Genomic DNA, 18,339 nt, shown 5'->3' with positions numbered 1-18,339 from the left:
CCGCGCCGCCTTCACGGCCCAGGAGGTGGCGACGTTCCGGGGCGTGATCACGGCGCTGTCCAAGGGGCGCGGCCGGGTACTGGCGCGGCTCGCGGCGGAGAGTAAGCAGGTGGACGAATGACCGAGGATGCGGTCGAGGGGCTGCTCCGTGAATTGTGCGTCGATCTGGGCTTCTGCCTTCCCCCTGATGCCTGCGACCAGCTGGTCGAGGCCCCGCCCTTAGCTGCCGAAGAGTTTGCACGCAGGGTCTTCCAAGCTGATGGGCTGGATTTCGACACCTATGATCAGCCAGGTGTCAGAGACGCGGTGGTAGCGACAGTGGCCCGTCACATGACGGCGGCTTGATCTCGCCGACTGCGACCGCTACTGACCGCCCCGTTGGGGAGTAGCCGCCGGCAAGGATCAGCCGGGATCGCGTCAACACACTCGTCGTTCCCATGCGACGTGGTGCGATCAGCGGATTTCATGTCCGCCTGGCGAGACCAGCGTGCTTTGCGACCCCACCGGCGGGGCCGCGAACGCGCTGTCTCTGTGTGTCCGGCGAGTGCTCGTTTCCATGACCCCCATTTCCATCGCCGTGCTGTCGCTCAGCATGTCGGCCGACGCCTTTGCCGCCTCCGTGGGGCGCGGGGCGGCGCATCGTCCCAACTTTTCCACCGCAGTCAGAAACGGCCTGGTGTTCGGCCTGATCGAGGCGATCACCCCCCTGATCGGCTGGGCCCTGGGTCTGGCGGCGGCCGGGTTCGTCGAGCGGGTCGATCACTGGATCGCCTTCGGCCTTCTGGCGGCGGTCGGCGGCAAGATGCTGTGGGAATCGTTCCAGCCGGTCGAGGCTGACGACGCCCGGCAGGCCATGCGCCGAGGTGTCTGGGCCCTGATCGCCACGGCCATCGGCACCAGCATCGATGCCGCCGCCGTGGGCGTGGGCCTGGCCTTCATCGGGGCCAACATCTGGATCATCGCCGCCGCCATCGGCTTCACCACCTTCGTCATGACCACGATCGGCATGCTGATAGGCCGTGCCGTCGGCCTGAAGTTCGGCAAGATCGCCGAGGCCATCGGTGGCGCGGCCCTGATCGGGCTGGGGACGATGATCCTCTTGGAACACACCGGGGTGATCGGCGGCTAGGGGCGCAGCGTCTCCAGATACGGCGGCAGGGTCTGGGTCGCGGGACCATACAGACCCAGGTCGAAGCGGTGGCTGCCGCCGGTCGGGGCCAGGTCGAACTCCACCGTCTGCGCCCCCGCCACCCGGGCGATCTCGACGAAACCGGCGGCGGGCCAGACCGCACCCGAAGTCCCGATGGACAGAAACAGGTCGCAGGCCTCCAGCGCCGCCTCGATCCGCTCCATCTGAAGCGGGATTTCCCCGAACCAGACGATATGCGGTCGCAAGCTGCCGCGCGGATGATGCGGCGAGGGCTGGTCCACCGCCAGATCGCCGGGCCAGTCGCAGACCGCGCCCGACACCGTGCATCGCGCCTTCAGCAGTTCGCCATGCATGTGGACCAGGTCGAAGCCCGGGGCGGGTGCCACTTCCGCATGCGCCCGGTCGTGCAGGTCGTCGACATTCTGGGTGACCAGCAGGAATTCTCCCTGCCAGCGTGCCGCCAGTTCGGCCAAAGCCATGTGCGCGGCATTGGGCACGACGGTAGCCAGCAGGCGACGGCGCTGATTGTAGAAGTCCTGCACCTGGGCCGGATCGCGCGCAAAGGCCTCGGGCGTCGCCACATCCTCGATCCGATGCCCCATCCACAGCCCGTCCGACGCCCGAAACGTCGGCACGCCACTCTCGGCCGATATGCCGGCCCCGGTCAGGATGACGAGGTTGCGGTGGGTCATACGGCCACTATCGCCCTTCTCCCCTTGCGGGAGAAGGTGGCCGAGCAAAGCGAGGTCGGATGAGGGGTTGATCAGTCTTTGCCGCAGGGGCTTGAAACCCGCAGCCGCCGGTGCGACCCCTCATCCGTCAGCCTTCGGCTGCCACCTTCTCCCACAAGGGGAGAAGGACGAAACTCGGAGCTCTCCCCATGAAAACCCGCGCCGCCGTCGCGTTCGAAGCCAAACGTCCGCTGGAGATTGTCGAGGTCGATCTGGAGGGGCCGCGCGCAGGCGAGGTGCTGATCGAGATCAAGGCGACGGGCATCTGTCACACCGACGCCTATACGCTGGACGGGCTGGATTCGGAGGGCATCTTCCCCAGCATCCTGGGCCACGAGGGCGCGGGTGTGGTGGTCGAGGTGGGGCCGGGGGTGACCTCGCTGGCCGTCGGCGACCATGTGATCCCGCTGTACACGCCGGAATGCCGTCAGTGTAAGTCGTGCCTGAGCCGCAAGACCAATCTGTGCACCTCGATCCGCGCCACCCAGGGCAAGGGCGTCATGCCGGACGGCACCAGCCGCTTCAGCTACAAGGGTCAGGCCATCGCCCACTACATGGGCTGTTCGACCTTCTCAAACTACACCGTCCTGCCCGAGATCGCGGTGGCGAAGATCAGGAAGGACGCGCCCTTCGACAAGGCCTGCTACATCGGCTGCGGCGTGACCACAGGCGTCGGCGCGGTGGTCAACACCGCCAAGGTCGAGCCGGGGGCCAATGCCGTCGTCTTCGGCCTGGGCGGCATCGGGCTGAACGTTATCCAGGGGCTGAAGATGGTCGGGGCCGACATGATCGTCGGTGTGGACATCAATGCCGACAAGGAGGAGTGGGGCCGCCGCTTCGGCATGACCCATTTCGTCAATCCGAAAGAGGTCGGGGATGTGGTCGCCCATTTGGTCGAGCTGACCGGCGGCGGGGCGGACTACACCTTCGACTGCACCGGTAACACCGTGGTCATGCGCCAGGCGCTGGAGGCCTGCCACCGCGGCTGGGGCGAGAGCATCGTCATCGGCGTGGCCGAGGCCGGCAAGGAAATCTCCACCCGCCCGTTCCAGCTGGTCACCGGCCGGGTCTGGAAGGGCTCGGCCTTCGGCGGCGCGCGCGGCCGCACCGATACGCCACGCATCGTCGACTGGTACATGGACGGCAAGATCGAGATCGACCCCATGATCACCCACACCCTGCCGCTGGAGCGGATCAACGAGGCCTTCGACCTGATGCATGCGGGGGAGAGCATCCGCAGCGTGGTGGTGTTCTAAAGTCCGTTGTGTTTCGAAATGGACCTAGTTAGCGTCATCGAATAGCAGGGCGGAGCTTACAATGTTCACACATATCACCATCGGCGCGAACGACATCGAGGCGTCGCGCAAATTCTATGATGCGGCCCTGGGCGCGCTGGGTATTCCGCCGGGCACGGATGACGACCGGGGTCGGGTCTGGTGGCGCACGCCGCGCGGAGCCTTTGCCATCACCAGACCGCTGGACGGCCAGCCCGCCTGCCACGCCAACGGCGGCACCATCGGCTTTGGCGCACGTGACGCCGAGGCGGTGAAGGCGTTCCACGATGCGGGCGTGGCGACCGGCGGCACCTCGATCGAGGACCCGCCCGGCGAGCGCAACGGACCGTTCGGAACCCTGGTGCTGGCCTATCTGCGCGATCCGTCCGGCAACAAGATCTGCGCCCTGCACCGGCCGGGATGAGCCAGGCCATGCAGGTCACCAAGACCCATGCCGTCCACGGCGGCACCCTGCGCTATCTGAAGCACGACAGTGCCGTGACCGGCACACCCATGACCCTGTCGGTCTTCGTACCGCCCGGAGAGGGGCCGTTTCCGGTGCTGATCTGGCTCTCGGGCCTGACCTGCACCGAGGACAATTTCACCACCAAGGGCGAGGCCTATAGAGCGGCCGCCGAGCATGGGATCATCGTCGTGGCCCCAGACACCTCGCCGCGTGGCGAAGGTGTCGCGGACGATGCGGCCTATGACCTGGGGCAGGGGGCGGGCTTCTATGTCGATGCGACTGAAGCGCCCTGGGCCCCCCATTTCCGGATGGAGACCTATGTCACCACCGAACTGATCGCCCTGATCGACGATCAGTTTCCGACCACGAGGACGCAGTCGATCAGCGGCCATTCGATGGGCGGCCACGGGGCGCTGACCCTGGCCTTGCGACACCCGGACCTGTTCCGCTCGGTCTCGGCCTTTGCCCCGATCGGCTCGCCGACGCGCTGTCCCTGGGGCCAAAAGGCCTTCACCGCCTATCTGGGCGACGACCGGGACGAATGGGCGCGGCACGATGCAGCCCTGCTGATCGAAGCGGGCGCGGCACGCGGGCACTACGAGGACATCCTGATCGATCAGGGCGACGCCGATCAATTCCTGAGCGACCAGCTGAAGCCGGAACTGTTGCAGGCGGCGGCGGAGGCTGCGGGCCAGCCGATCACGATCCGGATGCAGCCCGGCTACGACCACTCCTACTTCTTCATGGCCAGTTTCATGGCGGATCATGTGGCGTTTCATGCCAAACGTCAGAGGCCCTAGATTTCGCGATCGCCCAGAGACCTTCATGATTTCCTTTAGATCAATCGCTGTTCTGATCATTCTCGGCAGCGTGACTGGTGCCTGTGACAGAAACTCGGAGGCTGCGCCTGACGTGGCGGTCGACAAAAGTGCGGACGTTGCAGATTTCGCCTCAACCTTCCCTTACTTGAGCGATCTGACGGTGTCGCCCGGCGCTGAAATACCTGTTATTTCGACTGATCGTTCTGGTCGCGCGCCTCCGCCCATTCGCCAAAGCGTTCTATCTGGGACAATCAATAATCCCACCGACAGCCCCCTAACCGCTTGGTATGTGCACTGCATGGATGGCGATGGAAGCAGTATGTCCGCGCCAATAGGCGAAGTCGTACCGGCAAAGGGGCGCATTGCTTACAAAGAAACGGGGCTCATCAGTGGCGGAACTCGAGACGATATACGTTGCGGGCTACATCGTGATTTGACGCAAGAGGAAGTAATTCGAAAGTTGCGTGGCGAAGAAGACTTTGTTCCCTCGGCCGGCTACACTGATGCACGACCTGTTGAAGCTGAGTTGTAATTGTTATCATGACCGACACTGCCCCCAACTATGACGACCTGTTCGCCGCCCTGTGCCGCGAGGTCGGCTTCTGCCTGCATCCCAAGGGCGAGGCCAAGGTGCGGGCGGCCCTGGCCAACGGGCTGGACGCAGCGACGCGAGCGGTGTTCGAGGCGGACGGAGCCGACTTCACCGCCGCCAATGGTGACCAGCGTCGTGCTGTGCGGGACTGTCTGAAGGCGAACCTGCCGGCGACCCAAGGCTAGGTTTCGTCGTCTTTCTCTCCGGAAGACGAAGTCGTCGTTGTGGTCGTCGTCACCGTGGTGCTGCTCTGACCGACGGAATAGCTGACGGTGCACCCCGGCGTCGGGACGAAGTCGCCTCGGCTGGTGTGGCAGGTCGACTGCGCCTGCATCGTCGTGGGCGCGGCCCCGCTCATGCAGCCGCCGAGGACGAGCGAGGCGGCGGGCGCCAGCAGGATCAGAAAGCGATGACGCATGGAAACGCTCCGGTGTGCAGTCGCTACCTTCCCGGATGGCTCGCAACTTCGCAAGCGCGGAACATCCAGCATTTTCTTGCCTGCACCTTTGGATCAGGCACAACACCCCCTACATGCCGGTAGCCTCATTCTGTCGAAAGGATTTCTTCCATGGCCTTCACCCTGCCCCCCCTGCCTTATGCCTATGACGCGCTGGAGCCGGCCATCGACAAGGAGACGATGACCTTCCACCACGACAAGCACCATCAGACCTATGTCGATAAGCTGAACGAGGCCGTCGACAAGGAGGCCGGTCTGCAGGGCAAGGATCTGGAAGAAATCTTCAAGACCATCTCCAAGGCCCCCAAGGCCGTGCGCAACAACGGCGGCGGCCACTGGAACCACAGCCTGTTCTGGGAACTGCTGGCCCCGGCCGGGCAGGGCGGAGAGCCGTCGGCCGAGCTGGCCGCCGCCATCGACCGCGACCTGGGCGGGATGGACAAGTTCAAGGAAGACTTCAACGCCGCCGGCGCCGGCCAGTTCGGCTCCGGCTGGGCCTGGCTGATCGTCCAGAACGGCAAGCTGAAGGTCACATCGACCCCGAACCAGGACAACCCCCTGATGGACGTGGCCGACGAACAGGGCGCGGTCGTCCTGGGCGCCGACGTCTGGGAACACGCCTATTATCTGAAATACCAGAACCGCCGCCCGGACTACCTCAAGGCCTTCTGGACCGTGGTGAACTGGAACAAGGCCAACGAACTGTTCGCCGCCGCCACCGCCTGATGCTGACGACGCCCGCCGGATCCCTCCGGCGGGCGTTTTCTTTTCCGAACCGGAGCCGACCATGCGCCTGACCCTGACTGCCGTTTCCGCCCTGGCCTTGACCCTCGCGGCCTGTTCCCCGCCCGCCGAGAAGGCCGCAGAGCCGTCGGCCACCGCGCCCGCCGCCGCTCCAGCCTCGACCGACGCCTTTGCCTTCAAGATCGGCGCGCTGGACGCCTATGCGTTGAAGGACGGCAGCCTGTCGGTGCCGAACAATGGTGAGGTTCTGGCCATCGGCGAGGCCAAGGCGGACGTGGATGCCCTGCTGACGGCCAACGGCCTGCCGACCGACACCCTGGGCCTCAGCATCCAGCCGATGCTGGTCAGGATGGGTGACAAGGTCGTGCTGTTCGACACAGGCGCGGGCGGCCAGATGGGCACCGAGGGCAAGCTGCTGACCTCGCTGACGGCGGCGGGCGTTCAGCCGGCACAGGTGACCGACATCCTGATCTCGCACGCGCACGGCGACCATGTCGGCGGTCTGGTGAACGGGCAGGGCCAGCTGGTCTTCACCAATGCCGCCATCCGCATGACCGCCAATGAGTGGGATGCGCTGAAGGCCGATCCGACCATGGCGGCCCTGGTCACCGCTATCACGCCAAAGGTCCAGACCTTCGCCGCCGGTGTCGAGGTCCTGCCGGGCGTCACGGCGGTCGATATCCAGGGTCACACGCCGGGCCACACCGGCTATCAGATCACCTCTGGCACAGAGGGCCTGCTCTATATCGGCGACACCATGCACCATTCCGTGATCTCGGTGCAGCGTCCGGACTGGACCATCCAGTTCGACGGCAGGGCCGATGTCGCCGAGGCCAGCCGCCGCGCCCTGCTGGAACGCGCGGCCACCGAAAACCTGCGCCTGTATGCCGTCCACTTCCCGTATCCGGGCCTGGGCCGCATCGAGCGCCGCGCCGACGACTTCGTCTGGGTGGCCGAACCGGCGCAGTAGAAGCCTGCGACATTGACTCCGGGGGCGCTGGCGGTCATAAGCCGCGCCTTCACGTCGTCGGGGCAACCCTTCGATGCGATGACACTACGGACGATGCGTGGACCGCCGTTGAGATCGTCTCTCCATCTGGGGAGGGACCGGGCCGCATCATATGAGAGAGTGACACATGTCCAAGCGCCACAGCGCCAAGTACAAACTCGATCGGGTCATGGGTGAAAACCTGTGGGGCCGTTCGAAATCGCCGGTCAACAAGCGTTCCTACGGCCCCGGTCAGCACGGCCAGCGCCGCAAGTCGAAAGTCTCGGACTTCGGCCTGCAGCTGAAGGCCAAGCAGAAGCTGAAGGGCTATTACGGCAACATCACCGAGAAGCAGTTCTTCGCCACCTATGAAGAAGCCTCGCGCCGCAAGGGCAACAGCTCCGAGAACCTGATCGGCCTGCTGGAATCGCGCCTGGACGCCATCGTCTATCGCGCCAAATTCGTCCCGACCGTCTGGGCCGCCCGCCAGTTCGTCAGCCACGGCCACGTGACCGTCGACGGCAAGAAGGTCGACATCGGTTCCTACCGCGTCAAGCCGGGCCAGGTCATCGAGGTCAAGGAAAAGAGCCGCAACATGGCCCTGGTCCTGGAAGCCCAGCAATCGTCGGAACGCGACGTGCCGGACTATCTGGAACTGGGCGACCGCGGTTTCTCGGTCCGCTACGTCCGCGTGCCGGAACTGGCCGACGTGCCGTTCCCGGTGAAGATGGAGCCGAACCTGATCGTGGAATACTATTCCTCGTAATCGCTTCGCGATTATCGATATTTCAGAGGCCCCGGAGCGATCCGGGGCCTTTTTGCTGTGTGACAAACAGTTCACTTGCGCGAAAGCGTAAAGGACGCTTTCCATATCTTCGACATTGGGAGGGTCGTCATGGATCGCAGACAGGTGTTGGGTGCCGGCGTTGCCGCGGGTGTGATGATGGGCGGTGTGCCGGCCTGGGCACAGGCTCAGGATGCCGGACCGGCCTGGGTCAAGCTGCCGACCGAACCCTATCGCGGCAAGCAGGATGACGTGGTCTTCGTCGACGCCATGACCGGCTGGTACGGCAATGGCGCGGGCAAGCTGTTCAAGACGACGGACGGTGGTCAGACCTGGGTCAAGCAGATGGACAAGCCGGGCACCTTCGTCCGGGCCCTGGGGTTTGTGGATGCCGGCCTGGGCTTTCTGGGCAATATCGGACCGGACTATTTCCCCGGCGTGACGGATGCGACACCGCTGTACCGCACGCGCGACGGCGGCACGTCGTGGGAGGCGGTGACCATCGACGGGCCGCCCATGACAGGCATCTGCGCGATCGACGTGCACAAGGCGTCTTTCATCAATGCGGGCGTTCTGGATCACCGGGTAACGATCCGGGCCGGTGGCCGCGTCGGAGGGCCTGCGCAACTGGCGACGTCGCGCGATGGCGGCGAAACCTGGACGTCCGAGGACCTGTCGGCCCTGACGGCCATGATCCTGGACGTGCACTTCGTGGACGAGCGGATCGGCTTCATCTGCGGGGCGTCCGACACCGAGGTGACCCAGTCCCGGGCGGTCATCCTGCGTACAGGCGATGGCGGTCGCAGCTGGAGCCGCGTCCATGAGGGCACGCGGCCGTTCGAGCTGACCTGGAAGATGAGCTTTCCGTCCGAGACGACCGGCTATGTCACGATCCAGAGCTACAACCCCGATCCGACCGTGTCGCAGCGTGTGTTCGCCAAGACCACCGACGGCGGCTTGACCTGGCGGGAAATGCCCCTGATCGACAGCGCGCCCGTTCGTCAGTTCGGCATCGGCTTCGTCGATGAGAGCCGCGGCTGGATCGGGGCCGTACCCAACGGTTTCGAGACACGTGACGGGGGCACGACCTGGACTCCGGCGGCCATGGGTCTGGCGGTCAACAAGATGCGTATCGTGCCGAACGGAGCGGGTCACGCCGTCTTCGGCATAGGCACGGAATTGCACCGGCTCGATCTGCCCGGCTGATCGCTGGCTTTGAAACACGAAATCACGTGCCAGCACGGCCGAATTGGGCGATCATGTGTTCATGAGGCCGAGCAGGAGCGGGGACATGGCGCGCGTACGCACACTGGCGTTGGTGGCAATGGCGGCGGCGATGACGTCTGCCTGTGCCTTGACCAACCCCTTCGCGCGTGGCGGCGAAGTGGCGCAAGTCGTCATGCCCGGCCAGATGGAGCCGGTGCACGCCGCCGTCATCGCCCACGACCAGGCGCTCTTCCGCGTCACCTCCAACGGCTGCACGGCCAAAGCCGATCTGACCCCGATCGTTCGCCAGGTCCGGGACGAAGCCGTGATCACTGTGCGCCGGATCAAGGAAGATCGCTGCCAGCGGCCGGTCGCCGAGGGTCTTGAGGTCACATGGACCTTCGAGGAGTTGGGTCTCGCCCCGGGAGCCCGGGTCTCGGTTGAAAATCCCTATCAACTGCCTCGGACCTGATGTCCGGGTAAAGGAAATCTGCCCAACATGATCCCGCTGCTGCTCAGTCTGGTCATGGCGCAAGAGATGCCTCCCGCTGTGGAGCCGGCGGTGGTGGAGTTGCGCCAAACGCTGAATGGTCAGGCCCCTGAGGCAGAGGCCCTGGGTCACACCGGCAAGGTCAGGCTGGAGGTCACCGTTCAACCGGACGGAAGCCGTGGGCCTGTCACCGTGATCGAAAGCGCACGGTCGGACCTTCTGGATCAGGCCGCCATAGTCTTGATGGAACAGGCCAGCATTCGTGCCCCGACCAATCCGACACGCTATCGCGCGACGGTGGAGTTCACAGGCGCCGACGAGGCCATCACCTGCGCCACCATGGCCCGTCAGGTCCGCTGGTACGAACAGGCTTGGCCCGAGCGGTCGGCAAGGGACACGTCCATCTACAAGATGTCCACCGGCCTGCTGTTGCTGGCGGCAACGCCCGACACGCCCAGCCGCGCCAGCGCCCAGAGCGCCGCGGACAGGATGCTGCGGTTGCGGGACAACTTCGGTCAACTGGTCGAGGGCTGCGAGCGCGAGCCCGAGCGTCCCTATTTCCGATACCTCGGCGAGTGGTCGCGGCAGGCGCGCTGACCCTGCCTGACCCCACCTTTCGGATTGTTCACGTGCCATTCACGCGAACCGTCGGCACATTGGGATCAAGCGTCACCACAGAGGGCGCGGTCGCTCTCTCGCCTCACCCGGAAATGGAACATCCCATGCTGCGTCGTCTCGCCATCGCTGCCGTCCTGACAGCCTTCACCGCCCCCATGCTGGGTGGCTGCATCATCATCGCCACCGACAAGCCGACCACGCGGGTCGTGCATCAGTCGTCGGACGCCCCGCAGTGAAGCGGGCGCTGCTCGCAGCGGCCCTGATCGCGCCGCTTCTGTCCGGCTGCGTCATCTATGCCAATGACGAGGGCAAGACCGATGTCGTGCGCCTGTCGGATGCAGGCTCGACTTCGCTGGAAGCGGTGGGACAGCCGCGTGTCGAGAATGGTCGCCTGATCGTCCGCGTCGGTTCGAACGGCTGCACCAGTCTGGACAGTTTCGAGGTCCAGCTGACGGAAGCTTCTGACGGCTATACCGATGTGGTGCTGAACCGCCGGTCGCCGGACCTGTGCAAGGCGCTGGTGCCGGACGGGGTGGAACTGGCATGGGGCTTCGGGACCCTGGGCCTGCCGGCCGACGCGCGGCTGCGCCTGCTCAATCCGCAAACGCTGTAATCAGCGCGCCTGAAACGTCGGCAACATGTCGGCCGGTATCCTATGCGGCCGCATGGTCTTTGCATCGACCAGCACCCATTCGGACACGCCTTGGGCACAGAGCTGGCCTTGGGCGTTTTCGATGCGGACATAGCGGTTGAAGCGTGGCCCTTGCGGATCGCCGACCCAGGTGCGGGCCACGACGCCGGTCTCGTCCGGCATCAGGGGACGCAGATAGTCAATCTCGTGCCGGATACCGACCCAGGACCATTTCGTGCGCGTTGCCTCGTCGAACCGGGCCGTCCAGTGGGCCGTGCCCGCATCCTGCAGCCAGCCGACATAGACCACGTTGTTGACGTGGCCGTTCTCGTCGATGTGTTCGGGCCGGATCGTCAGGGGGACGACGAAGATCTCGCGGTCCTCGCGCGGCTCCAGGACCGGGCGGGCCATCAGGCGTCGGCGTCCTCACCCACGGGCACGCCCTTTTCGGCCATCAGGGCCTGAAGCTCGCCGGCGTTGAACATTTCGCGCACGATGTCGGAGCCGCCGACAAACTCGCCCTTCACATACAGCTGGGGAATGGTCGGCCAGTCGCTGAAGGTCTTGATGCCGTCGCGCAGCCCGTCGTCCTGCAGCACGTCCACCCCGACGAAAGGCGCACCGATGTGGTCCAGGATTTGTACCGCCAGCGAAGAGAAGCCACAGCGCGGCGCGTCCGGCGTGCCCTTCATGAACAGCACGACCGGATGGGTCTGGATCGCATCGGCGATGAAGGCATGGATGGGGTCGGCGGACGCCACGGCTTGATCGGTCACTGAGGGGGCCTTTCGTGAAGGCCGTCAGCTAGGGACCGTGGCGGTTCCGGTCAAGGGCGAGGCCCGGATATGACGCGGTGTTGAACGGGCGTCAGGCCGCGACCGACTTGGCCCCGGCCACGCGGGCCATCTCGATCTGGGCGGCCAGGCCGGGCGGCAGGTCGCGGTCGGGGATGGCGGCCAGCATGTTCAGGCGCTCGACGTCCTCGGCATGGATCATGACGCTGGAGATCGACGGATCGGTCAGCACATAGGCCAGGCAGATTTCCTCGGCCGTCCAGTTGGGCGTGCGGTGCAGGAAGGCGAAAGTGCCGGCCCCGCGCAGCGGATCCGACTTTGCTCGACCGCCGGAGCCGCCGAAGCCGAACAGGCCCTTCTTCTTCGGCTCCTCATGGATCATCTCCGCCTTCTTGGCCGTGTCGAGGCTTTCAGGGAAATAGCCGATGGCAAAGACGGCCATGTCCTTCTCGCGCGCATCGCGCAGACGCGACCGGACCTGCCAGGGCGAGTTGACGTGATAGGGCGTGACCAGAACGTCGAACGCTCCGGTCGAGACATAGGCGTCCATGACCTCGCCATCACCGGCCACGCCCAGCAGGCGCACGCGGTCGGTGGCGCGCAGGGCCTTCAGCGCATTCAGCGACGATTGGGGCAGTTCGTCGTGCATCGGCTGATCCAGCAAGGCCTGGTCGAACCAGCCCAGCGAGGAGGCGTGCAGGGCGCGGTCCATGCAGGCCGTCATGCCCTCGGCCGAGAAGTCGCGGTCCGATCCCTTGCGCCCATCCCCGGCCCCCAGGGTCAGCGAAATCTGCAGCAGGCGGCGATCCACCTCCTTGACGGCGTCACCCAGGATTTCGGCCAGCACGGGGTTGGCGTCGCGAAGGCGATAGCTGTTGATGCCCGCTTCCAGCGCCGCATAGATGATCGCGCGTGCCGCCTCCGGTCCCCGCGCGATGTCGCGCGAGCTGAGGCCCAGGGTGACGGCGGAGACGGCCTGTCCATGCTGGCCGAAGGGACGGTAACGCATGGCTCAGACCTCCGCAGGCGTCGAGGTTTCGAGCGCCAGAGCATGCAGTTCGCCGCCCATCTTGCCCTTCAGCGCGGCATAGACCAGCTGATGCTGTCGCACTCTCGGCAGGCCCGCAAAGGCCGTCGAGACGATGCGCGCCCGATAGTGGTCGCCGTCGCCCGCCAGATCGTCGATGGCGATCTCGGCGTCGGGAAAGGCCTCGACCAGATGGCCGCGAAGCTCTTCGACAGGCATGGGCATGGGGCAGAACGGCTCCGGAGTTCAGCGATGAGCCTACCGCGTAAACCTTAATGGCTGGCTACGGTGACGTGATGTCGGTGGGGCGCTCCAGCAACACCACGGGACCGCCCCTGTATAAGGTCTCTGCATACGGCCTGTAGCCCACACGCCGGGCCAGGGCGTGCGATGGGGCGTTGTCGGGGTCGATCATGCACACGGTCCGGGGAGCCTTCAGCGTCCGGTCGCAACAGTCCAGCGCCGCGCTGACGGCCTCGAACGCCAGCCCCTGACCCTGAAACCTCGGCGCGACGCCCCAGCCCAGTTCCGGCGCGTCAAAGGCGGGCGTCATCAGGCGGCGATGGTCCAATACGCTGACATTGCCGACGTAGACTCCATCGGTCGTCCGGCGGATCGTCCAGCTGCCATAGCCCCGAACCTGCCACTGCCCGATGTCGCGCAGCAGACGGAACCAGACCTCCTCAGTCGTCATGGCTTCGGGCAGGATGGCGGTGGCGAAGGCTGCGTCGCCCCAGAGAGCGCACAGGTCCTCGTAGTCATCCACGTTGACCGGCGTCAGCGTCAGCCTGTCGGTGGTCAGGACCGTCACATCAGCCCCAACTGCTTGAAGCTGGCCACCCCCTCACGCCCGACTATCAGGTGATCGTGGACCTCGATGTGCAATGACCGCGCCGCCTCGATGACCTGGCGAGTCATCTCGATGTCGGGGCGGGACGGGGTAGGATCGCCCGACGGGTGGTTGTGCACGATGATCATGGCCTTGGCCGAAAGTTCCAGCGCGCGGCGCACGACCTCGCGCGGATAGACGGGAGCGTGGTCGACCGTGCCCCGGTTCTGGATTTCGTCCAGGATCAGCTGGTTGCGGTTGTCCAGATACAGCACCCGGAACTGCTCGCGTGGCTCATGCTGCAATGACAGCCGCACATAGGCCAAGAGCGCCGACCAGGACGAGATGACGGTGCGCTTGGCGGGCTCCTCCTTGGCGACGCGGCGCGACACCTCGTGCAGAGCGGCCAAGTCCAGCGCCGTCTCGGCCCCGATGCCCTTGGTGCGTCCCCTGGTATCCTCCGCCTTGACCGTCATCAGGTCCTCCACCGACGCGGCCAGCACCGCCGCCAGCGAACCGAACCGCGCCAGCAGCGCCTTGGCGATCGGCTTGACGTCCCCCTGCGGCTGGCTGCGGAACAGGAACAGCTCCAGCAGTTCATAGTCGGGCAGGTGATGGATGCCCGCCCTCCGCGCGCGCTCGCGCAGGCGTTCGCGATGGCCCGCATGGTGGGGCACAGCCGCTTTCTGCGCAGCGATTTCTGGCTGTTCCGTCACGCGCCCCTCATGGCCTTTTACCGCTCAGAGCCTGACCCTAGCGCAATCAAGTCCGGCGAGGCTATTCCGGCGTGGCCGGGCTTTCGGCTGCTGCCTCTTGCGCCTGACGTGCTTCTTCGGCCGCGCGGGTCGAGACGCCCAGAACTCTGCGGATACTGTCGGGGATCAGGGCGTGGTCGAAGGGCTCGCGCGTCGGTGGCTCCCCGCGGCGGACCATAGTCTGGGTGCCATAGATCTGTGGCTGGCCGATCTTCTGCAGATATCGGTCCAGCGTCGCGGCCGCCAGCCAGGGCGATTCCGTCGAACCCTCGCCCAGGGCCGCCACAGCCAGGGTGTGGGCCATCAGATAGTCCTCGGCCGTATCCCCGTGCTGATAGACCAGGGCGGCGGAATAGAAGTCCGTCGCGGTGCGCAGTTCACCCGCGTCTAGCAGGGCCTTCACCTGCTGGCGACGCACAGCATCTTCGGCGTGGATACGCAGCGCGTTCTCTCGTCCACCGGCCAAGATCGCCGCGAAGTCCTGCCGCACGGCCTGATCCGCCGCATAGATCGCCGCCATGTCCGGATTGTCTACGACCGCGACGTCCGCATCCTGAGCCAGGACGGGCGCAGCCAGCGCCAGTATCATTCCCGCCGTCGCCAGAACCCGCTTCATCGACGCCACCCTGCAAATGTTCGCCGAAACGATGCAGACTTGCCACCAGGACGCCAAATGAAATCCCGGTAAGGTGGATCAGAATTTCGGTCTGAACAGTCCCGCCGGGCTGGCGCTGAACAGTTCGACGCCGTCGTCGGTCACGCCACAGGTGTGCTCGCACTGGGATGACAGGGACTTGTCGCGGGTCACGGCGGTCCAGCCGTCGGACAGGACCTTCACATGCGGCTTGCCCAGGTTCACCATCGGCTCGACGGTGAAGAACATGCCCTTCTTCAGCACCGCGCCCTCGCCGCGTCGGCCATAGTGCAGGACGTTGGGGCTGTCGTGGAACAGTCGGCCGATCCCGTGGCCGCAGAAGTCGCGCACGACCGACATCCGGTTGGCCTCGACCACCTGCTGGATGGCATAGCCGATGTCACCGAAGGTGTTGCCCGGCTTGATCATGGCCAGGCCGGCGTCGAGCGAATCGTAGGTCACGTCGATCAGCTTGCGCGCCCGGGCATTGATCTCGCCGATCGGATACATGCGGCTCGAGTCCCCATGCCAGCCGTCGACGATGACGGTGTGGTCGATGTTGACGATGTCGCCGTCCTTCAGCACCCGGTCGCCGGGAATGCCGTGACAGACGACATGGTTGATCGAGGTGCAGACCGTCTTTTCATAGCCCTTGTAGCCCAGACAGGCGGGCAGGGCGCCGTGGTCCAGGGTGAAGGTCCGGATCCGGTCGTCGATCTCCTGCGTCGTCACGCCGGGCACGGCGAACTCGGTGATCATATCCAATGCCTGGGCCACCAGCTTGCCGGCCGCGCGCATACCCTCCCAGGCCTCCTCGTCCTGATGGACGCGGATCTCGTGAGTGCGGACGAAGGCGTCCTCGTCCAGTTCGGGGGTCTCGTACATGCGTGCAGGCTTTCAGGCGGGGTCGGCGATCAGGTGGGGAGCATAGCACAGATGCTCAAGGCGAGACGATGACGTGGGTGACATCCCATCCCTTGACCGATTGGCGAGACCCGGTAGCTAGAGGCAGGGAGGACTGAATATGTCGAAACTTCATATTGCCGCGCTCGCATTGATGGCTTTGACCGCCTGCTCTGCGCCAGCAGCAACCGAGTCCGACGCGGCCAGAGACGCGGCAGAAGCGGCAGCCGATGCCGATGCCGCAAATGATGATACAGCGACCCCCAGCGCGCCCGCCGCACCCGTCTCGGCTTGGAGTTATGATGAAGACCGCGACGAGATGCGCGAGACATCTACAAAGTTCGCTTCGATCAGTTCATCGAACGAAGTAGGCGTGACATGGCCCTATACGCCGGGTCCGGCACGAATGACCTTGCGGCAGCGATCGACGGATGGCCTCAGTGTCATGGTCAACATAGAGGGTCAGTTCACCTGCCGGTCCTACCAAGGCGACACGATCGCTGTGAAGTTTGATGATGGCCCCATTCAACAGTACCGGTGCAACGAACCCGAGGGCGGGGCTCCTGGCCTTCTGTTTATTCAACCGGAGCGTCGGTTCGTGACGGCGCTGAAAGCGGCCGAGCGCGTCGTGCTGGAGTTGCCTGTCTACGAAGCGGGGCCGCAGCAGATGGTATTTCATGTCGAGGGGCTGGTCTGGGAGTGAGCACCGCATCCCCCACCGCGGCCGTCCTGATCATCGGTGATGAGGTCCTTTCCGGGCGGACACAGGACACCAATCTGAACACCATCGCCCGGTTTCTGGGCGCGCTGGGCATTGACCTTTTGGAGGCCCGCACGGTCGGGGATCGCACCGAGCAGATCGTCGACAGCCTGAATGCGCTCAGGACGACCCACGACTATGTCTTTACCACCGGCGGCATCGGACCGACGCATGACGACATCACCGCCGATGCCGTGGCCAGCGCCTTCGGCGTGGCCCTGCCGGAGCATCCGGACGCGGTGGCCATCCTGGAGAAGCGCTATGGGCCGGGCGAGTTCAATGCGGCGCGGCGGCGGATGGCGCGCATCCCCGAGGGCGGCAGCCTGATCGCCAATCCGGTCACGGATGCGCCCGGCTTCCAGATCGGCAATGTCTTCGTCATGGCGGGGGTGCCGAAGATCATGACGGCCATGCTGGAGGATGTGGCCCCGCGCCTGAAGACTGGCGCGGTCGTGCATGCACGGACGGTGCGGGTGTCGGGCGTGGGCGAGGGGACGATCGCGGAGATGCTCGGGATTGCGGCGAAAGCCAATCGGGCGCTCAGCTACGGCAGCTATCCCTTCGGCCACGGCTCGGTCGGAGAGATCGGGACCAATCTAGTCATCCGTGGGCGGGACGCGGCAGCGGTCGAACTGGCGGTCAACAGCCTGCTGGCCGATCTGGCCACGGCGGGTGTGGAAGCGAGCCTGGTCTGACCCCCACTACCGCTCATCCCGGCGAATGCCGGGACCCAGATCACAAACACAGGTCGATGGCATTGAGGACTGCGGCCCGGTTCATCCACCCGGATACGGCATCTGGATCCCGGCATTCGCCGGGATGAGCGGAGTATGTGGGTTTAGGCCGCCAGTTTCGCCCAGGCCTGGCCGATCGGCAGGATCTCCAGCCCCGCGCCCTTGGCCGCGCGCAGCACGCGATCCAGGTCGTCCGGCGTGCAGCCATAGTCCGTGGGCCGGTCCGAGACGTCGTGGCCATAGGCGGTCAGCCAGCCGTTCGACGCCGCCGCCTCGGCCATCATCGCCTCCAGATCGTAGTGGGGCAGGCGGCGGCTCTCCAGGCCGATGGACTTGATCAGGCCCCGGTCCGTGCGTCCCGCGTTGACCCCGTCACGCACCCCGCGCCCCAGGGCGAAGCGGTCGCGGATGATCCGCTTGGCCTGAAGCGTCGCATCCCCGAACGGATAGGCGAAGGTGGTCATGCGATGGCCGTCCAGCCGCGCGGCCACCCAGGCGGCATTGGCCTCGAGGCTCAGCCGCATCGCCTCGGCATCCATGCGCAGCACGCTGGTGTGGCCGAAGGTGTGGCAACCCACCTCGTGCCCCGCCGCATGCAGGGCCTGCAGATGCTCGGTGCGAAACTGCGGCCGCTCCATGTTCCAGCCGCTCTCCAGCCCGCCGCAGACATAGTAGGTGGCCAGAACCCCATGCTCGGCCAGGATGGGTCCGGCCTCGGTCCAGGCCGTTTCGGGGATGTCGTCGAAGCTCAGCGAGAAGACGCCCGTCGACGGCGCGATGGTCACCGCGTCGATGTCGAGATAGCGGGCGGCCCTGCGCCGCATCTGGTCGATGGCCTTCATGGATGCGGTTCTAGCCGTCCCCGCTTAAGGAAGCGTATGGCCTCGGCTTGCCGCGCTAAGGCCCGCCGTCTAGAGCGAAATCGGTCGAGTTGGACTACGTCCAACTCGG

General features: G+C 65.5%; 28 protein-coding genes, 1 pseudogene and 1 riboswitch. Of the genes and pseudogenes, 18 read left to right on the top strand and 11 right to left on the bottom strand.

What is annotated here, in order from left to right; all coding sequences use genetic code 11:
- The 3 genes and pseudogenes from JHC81_RS03810 to JHC81_RS03800 form a co-directional block, all read left to right on the top strand.
- Nucleotides 1-121, top strand: a pseudogene (locus JHC81_RS03810) (RNA methyltransferase); the annotation flags it as partial.
- The gene (locus JHC81_RS03805) at nt 118-345 is read left to right on the top strand and encodes a hypothetical protein (RefSeq protein ID WP_292170862.1); all 228 of its coding nucleotides are present in this window, start codon (nt 118-120) and stop codon (nt 343-345) included. The pseudogene JHC81_RS03810 and the gene JHC81_RS03805, both read left to right, overlap by 4 nt.
- A gap of 28 nt (nt 346-373) precedes the next feature.
- A riboswitch (yybP-ykoY riboswitch) is annotated at nt 374-509 on the top strand.
- A 47-nt stretch (nt 510-556) separates the two neighbouring features.
- Nucleotides 557-1,129 (top strand): manganese efflux pump MntP family protein, encoded by a 573-nt coding sequence (locus JHC81_RS03800; protein WP_292170860.1) that lies wholly within the window; start codon nt 557-559, stop codon nt 1,127-1,129.
- Here the strand turns inward: JHC81_RS03800 and JHC81_RS03795 are convergent.
- Nucleotides 1,126-1,842 (bottom strand): NAD-dependent deacylase, encoded by a 717-nt coding sequence (locus JHC81_RS03795; protein WP_292170857.1) that lies wholly within the window; start codon nt 1,840-1,842, stop codon nt 1,126-1,128. The genes JHC81_RS03800 and JHC81_RS03795 overlap by 4 nt on opposite strands.
- A gap of 188 nt (nt 1,843-2,030) precedes the next feature.
- Here JHC81_RS03795 and JHC81_RS03790 point away from each other — a divergent pair, with 188 nt between their 5' ends.
- The 5 genes from JHC81_RS03790 (at nt 2,031) to JHC81_RS03770 (ending at nt 5,219) form a co-directional block, all read left to right on the top strand.
- Entirely contained in the window at nt 2,031-3,137 is a 1,107-nt protein-coding gene (locus tag JHC81_RS03790; protein WP_292170854.1) for an S-(hydroxymethyl)glutathione dehydrogenase/class III alcohol dehydrogenase, read from the top strand.
- Nucleotides 3,138-3,198: 61 nt separating this feature from the next.
- The gene (locus JHC81_RS03785) at nt 3,199-3,579 is read left to right on the top strand and encodes a VOC family protein (RefSeq protein WP_292170844.1); all 381 of its coding nucleotides are present in this window, start codon (nt 3,199-3,201) and stop codon (nt 3,577-3,579) included.
- An 8-nt stretch (nt 3,580-3,587) separates the two neighbouring features.
- Nucleotides 3,588-4,421: an S-formylglutathione hydrolase gene (gene fghA, locus JHC81_RS03780; RefSeq protein ID WP_292170841.1), complete on the top strand. Its 834-nt coding sequence runs from the start codon at nt 3,588-3,590 to the stop codon at nt 4,419-4,421.
- 112 nt (nt 4,422-4,533) lie between these two features.
- Nucleotides 4,534-4,974, top strand: coding sequence for a hypothetical protein (locus JHC81_RS03775; protein ID WP_292170839.1), 441 nt, complete (start codon nt 4,534-4,536; stop codon nt 4,972-4,974).
- Nucleotides 4,975-4,982: 8 nt separating this feature from the next.
- Entirely contained in the window at nt 4,983-5,219 is a 237-nt protein-coding gene (locus JHC81_RS03770) for a hypothetical protein (RefSeq protein ID WP_292170837.1), read from the top strand.
- Here JHC81_RS03770 and JHC81_RS03765 read toward each other — a convergent pair.
- Entirely contained in the window at nt 5,216-5,452 is a 237-nt protein-coding gene (locus JHC81_RS03765; RefSeq protein WP_292170835.1) for a hypothetical protein, read from the bottom strand. The genes JHC81_RS03770 and JHC81_RS03765 overlap by 4 nt on opposite strands.
- A 150-nt stretch (nt 5,453-5,602) precedes the next feature.
- Between JHC81_RS03765 and JHC81_RS03760 the strand changes: the two genes are divergently transcribed.
- From JHC81_RS03760 to JHC81_RS03725, 8 genes are all read left to right on the top strand, one after another.
- Nucleotides 5,603-6,217, top strand: coding sequence for a superoxide dismutase (locus JHC81_RS03760; protein ID WP_292170832.1), 615 nt, complete (start codon nt 5,603-5,605; stop codon nt 6,215-6,217).
- 61 nt (nt 6,218-6,278) lie between these two features.
- Nucleotides 6,279-7,205, top strand: a complete 927-nt coding sequence (locus JHC81_RS03755) for an MBL fold metallo-hydrolase (protein WP_292170829.1) — start codon at nt 6,279-6,281, stop codon at nt 7,203-7,205.
- 166 nt (nt 7,206-7,371) lie between these two features.
- Nucleotides 7,372-7,989: a 30S ribosomal protein S4 gene (gene rpsD, locus JHC81_RS03750; protein WP_292170826.1), complete on the top strand. Its 618-nt coding sequence runs from the start codon at nt 7,372-7,374 to the stop codon at nt 7,987-7,989.
- 129 nt (nt 7,990-8,118) lie between these two features.
- The gene (locus JHC81_RS03745; protein ID WP_292170823.1) at nt 8,119-9,213 is read left to right on the top strand and encodes a hypothetical protein; all 1,095 of its coding nucleotides are present in this window, start codon (nt 8,119-8,121) and stop codon (nt 9,211-9,213) included.
- Nucleotides 9,214-9,298: 85 nt separating this feature from the next.
- Entirely contained in the window at nt 9,299-9,685 is a 387-nt protein-coding gene (locus JHC81_RS03740) for a hypothetical protein (RefSeq protein ID WP_292170821.1), read from the top strand.
- Nucleotides 9,686-9,712: 27 nt separating this feature from the next.
- On the top strand, nt 9,713-10,300 hold the full coding sequence (locus tag JHC81_RS03735; RefSeq protein WP_292170818.1) for an energy transducer TonB: 588 nt from the start codon (nt 9,713-9,715) through the stop codon (nt 10,298-10,300).
- A 125-nt stretch (nt 10,301-10,425) separates the two neighbouring features.
- Nucleotides 10,426-10,557, top strand: a complete 132-nt coding sequence (locus JHC81_RS03730) for a hypothetical protein (RefSeq protein WP_292170816.1) — start codon at nt 10,426-10,428, stop codon at nt 10,555-10,557.
- A complete protein-coding gene (locus JHC81_RS03725; protein ID WP_292170813.1) occupies nt 10,554-10,934 on the top strand; it encodes a hypothetical protein in 381 nt (126 codons plus the stop codon). The genes JHC81_RS03730 and JHC81_RS03725 overlap by 4 nt, the downstream gene beginning before the upstream one ends.
- Here JHC81_RS03725 and JHC81_RS03720 read toward each other — a convergent pair whose 3' ends face one another.
- The 8 genes from JHC81_RS03720 to map all read right to left on the bottom strand — a co-directional run bounded on the left by JHC81_RS03720 (nt 10,935) and on the right by map (nt 15,876).
- On the bottom strand, nt 10,935-11,363 hold the full coding sequence (locus tag JHC81_RS03720; RefSeq protein WP_292170811.1) for an acyl-CoA thioesterase: 429 nt from the start codon (nt 11,361-11,363) through the stop codon (nt 10,935-10,937). It lies immediately after the preceding gene.
- Nucleotides 11,363-11,728, bottom strand: a complete 366-nt coding sequence (grxD, locus tag JHC81_RS03715) for a Grx4 family monothiol glutaredoxin (RefSeq protein WP_292170806.1) — start codon at nt 11,726-11,728, stop codon at nt 11,363-11,365. Before grxD ends, JHC81_RS03720 begins: the two co-directional genes overlap by 1 nt.
- Before the next feature lie 91 nt (nt 11,729-11,819).
- Entirely contained in the window at nt 11,820-12,755 is a 936-nt protein-coding gene (locus JHC81_RS03710; RefSeq protein WP_292170805.1) for an oxidoreductase, read from the bottom strand.
- 3 nt (nt 12,756-12,758) lie between these two features.
- The gene (locus tag JHC81_RS03705) at nt 12,759-12,998 is read right to left on the bottom strand and encodes a BolA family protein (protein ID WP_292170802.1); all 240 of its coding nucleotides are present in this window, start codon (nt 12,996-12,998) and stop codon (nt 12,759-12,761) included.
- Between the two features lie 58 nt (nt 12,999-13,056).
- Nucleotides 13,057-13,584, bottom strand: a complete 528-nt coding sequence (locus JHC81_RS03700; RefSeq protein ID WP_292170800.1) for a GNAT family N-acetyltransferase — start codon at nt 13,582-13,584, stop codon at nt 13,057-13,059.
- Nucleotides 13,581-14,318: a DNA repair protein RadC gene (gene radC / locus JHC81_RS03695; protein WP_292170797.1), complete on the bottom strand. Its 738-nt coding sequence runs from the start codon at nt 14,316-14,318 to the stop codon at nt 13,581-13,583. The genes JHC81_RS03700 and radC overlap by 4 nt, the downstream gene beginning before the upstream one ends.
- 61 nt (nt 14,319-14,379) lie before the next feature.
- The gene (locus JHC81_RS03690; protein WP_292170794.1) at nt 14,380-14,973 is read right to left on the bottom strand and encodes a hypothetical protein; all 594 of its coding nucleotides are present in this window, start codon (nt 14,971-14,973) and stop codon (nt 14,380-14,382) included.
- Nucleotides 14,974-15,051: 78 nt separating this feature from the next.
- A complete protein-coding gene (map, locus tag JHC81_RS03685) occupies nt 15,052-15,876 on the bottom strand; it encodes a type I methionyl aminopeptidase (RefSeq protein WP_292170791.1) in 825 nt (274 codons plus the stop codon).
- A 139-nt stretch (nt 15,877-16,015) separates the two neighbouring features.
- Here map and JHC81_RS03680 point away from each other — a divergent pair, with 139 nt between their 5' ends.
- Both JHC81_RS03680 and JHC81_RS03675 read left to right on the top strand, forming a co-directional pair.
- Nucleotides 16,016-16,597, top strand: coding sequence for a hypothetical protein (locus tag JHC81_RS03680; protein WP_292170789.1), 582 nt, complete (start codon nt 16,016-16,018; stop codon nt 16,595-16,597).
- On the top strand, nt 16,594-17,349 hold the full coding sequence (locus JHC81_RS03675) for a molybdopterin-binding protein (protein ID WP_292170786.1): 756 nt from the start codon (nt 16,594-16,596) through the stop codon (nt 17,347-17,349). The genes JHC81_RS03680 and JHC81_RS03675 overlap by 4 nt, the downstream gene beginning before the upstream one ends.
- Nucleotides 17,350-17,492: 143 nt before the next feature.
- On the opposite strand, the gene JHC81_RS03670 is transcribed toward JHC81_RS03675, so the two are convergent.
- Nucleotides 17,493-18,230, bottom strand: a complete 738-nt coding sequence (locus JHC81_RS03670; RefSeq protein WP_292170784.1) for a polysaccharide deacetylase family protein — start codon at nt 18,228-18,230, stop codon at nt 17,493-17,495.
- Nucleotides 18,231-18,339 lie beyond the last annotated feature (109 nt).

The organism is Brevundimonas sp. (assembly GCF_016463295.1).
Lineage (GTDB): Bacteria > Pseudomonadota > Alphaproteobacteria > Caulobacterales > Caulobacteraceae > Brevundimonas.
This window is presented reverse-complemented; position numbering and strand designations above follow the sequence as displayed.

Excerpts from the sequence above, each read along its gene's own strand:
- JHC81_RS03805 (WP_292170862.1), top strand. The coding sequence starts at position 118 with ATGACCGAGGATGCGGTCGAGGGGCTGCTCCGTGAATTGTGCGTCGAT.
- JHC81_RS03800 (WP_292170860.1), top strand. The coding sequence starts at position 557 with ATGACCCCCATTTCCATCGCCGTGCTGTCGCTCAGCATGTCGGCCGAC.
- JHC81_RS03795 (WP_292170857.1), bottom strand. The coding sequence starts at position 1,842 with ATGACCCACCGCAACCTCGTCATCCTGACCGGGGCCGGCATATCGGCC.
- JHC81_RS03790 (WP_292170854.1), top strand. The coding sequence starts at position 2,031 with ATGAAAACCCGCGCCGCCGTCGCGTTCGAAGCCAAACGTCCGCTGGAG.
- JHC81_RS03785 (WP_292170844.1), top strand. The coding sequence starts at position 3,199 with ATGTTCACACATATCACCATCGGCGCGAACGACATCGAGGCGTCGCGC.
- fghA (WP_292170841.1), top strand. The coding sequence starts at position 3,588 with ATGCAGGTCACCAAGACCCATGCCGTCCACGGCGGCACCCTGCGCTAT.
- JHC81_RS03770 (WP_292170837.1), top strand. The coding sequence starts at position 4,983 with ATGACCGACACTGCCCCCAACTATGACGACCTGTTCGCCGCCCTGTGC.
- JHC81_RS03765 (WP_292170835.1), bottom strand. The coding sequence starts at position 5,452 with ATGCGTCATCGCTTTCTGATCCTGCTGGCGCCCGCCGCCTCGCTCGTC.
- JHC81_RS03760 (WP_292170832.1), top strand. The coding sequence starts at position 5,603 with ATGGCCTTCACCCTGCCCCCCCTGCCTTATGCCTATGACGCGCTGGAG.
- JHC81_RS03755 (WP_292170829.1), top strand. The coding sequence starts at position 6,279 with ATGCGCCTGACCCTGACTGCCGTTTCCGCCCTGGCCTTGACCCTCGCG.
- rpsD (WP_292170826.1), top strand. The coding sequence starts at position 7,372 with ATGTCCAAGCGCCACAGCGCCAAGTACAAACTCGATCGGGTCATGGGT.
- JHC81_RS03745 (WP_292170823.1), top strand. The coding sequence starts at position 8,119 with ATGGATCGCAGACAGGTGTTGGGTGCCGGCGTTGCCGCGGGTGTGATG.
- JHC81_RS03740 (WP_292170821.1), top strand. The coding sequence starts at position 9,299 with ATGGCGCGCGTACGCACACTGGCGTTGGTGGCAATGGCGGCGGCGATG.
- JHC81_RS03735 (WP_292170818.1), top strand. The coding sequence starts at position 9,713 with ATGATCCCGCTGCTGCTCAGTCTGGTCATGGCGCAAGAGATGCCTCCC.
- JHC81_RS03730 (WP_292170816.1), top strand. The coding sequence starts at position 10,426 with ATGCTGCGTCGTCTCGCCATCGCTGCCGTCCTGACAGCCTTCACCGCC.
- JHC81_RS03720 (WP_292170811.1), bottom strand. The coding sequence starts at position 11,363 with ATGGCCCGCCCGGTCCTGGAGCCGCGCGAGGACCGCGAGATCTTCGTC.
- JHC81_RS03710 (WP_292170805.1), bottom strand. The coding sequence starts at position 12,755 with ATGCGTTACCGTCCCTTCGGCCAGCATGGACAGGCCGTCTCCGCCGTC.
- JHC81_RS03705 (WP_292170802.1), bottom strand. The coding sequence starts at position 12,998 with ATGCCCATGCCTGTCGAAGAGCTTCGCGGCCATCTGGTCGAGGCCTTT.
- JHC81_RS03690 (WP_292170794.1), bottom strand. The coding sequence starts at position 14,973 with ATGAAGCGGGTTCTGGCGACGGCGGGAATGATACTGGCGCTGGCTGCG.
- map (WP_292170791.1), bottom strand. The coding sequence starts at position 15,876 with ATGTACGAGACCCCCGAACTGGACGAGGACGCCTTCGTCCGCACTCAC.
- JHC81_RS03680 (WP_292170789.1), top strand. The coding sequence starts at position 16,016 with ATGTCGAAACTTCATATTGCCGCGCTCGCATTGATGGCTTTGACCGCC.
- JHC81_RS03670 (WP_292170784.1), bottom strand. The coding sequence starts at position 18,230 with ATGAAGGCCATCGACCAGATGCGGCGCAGGGCCGCCCGCTATCTCGAC.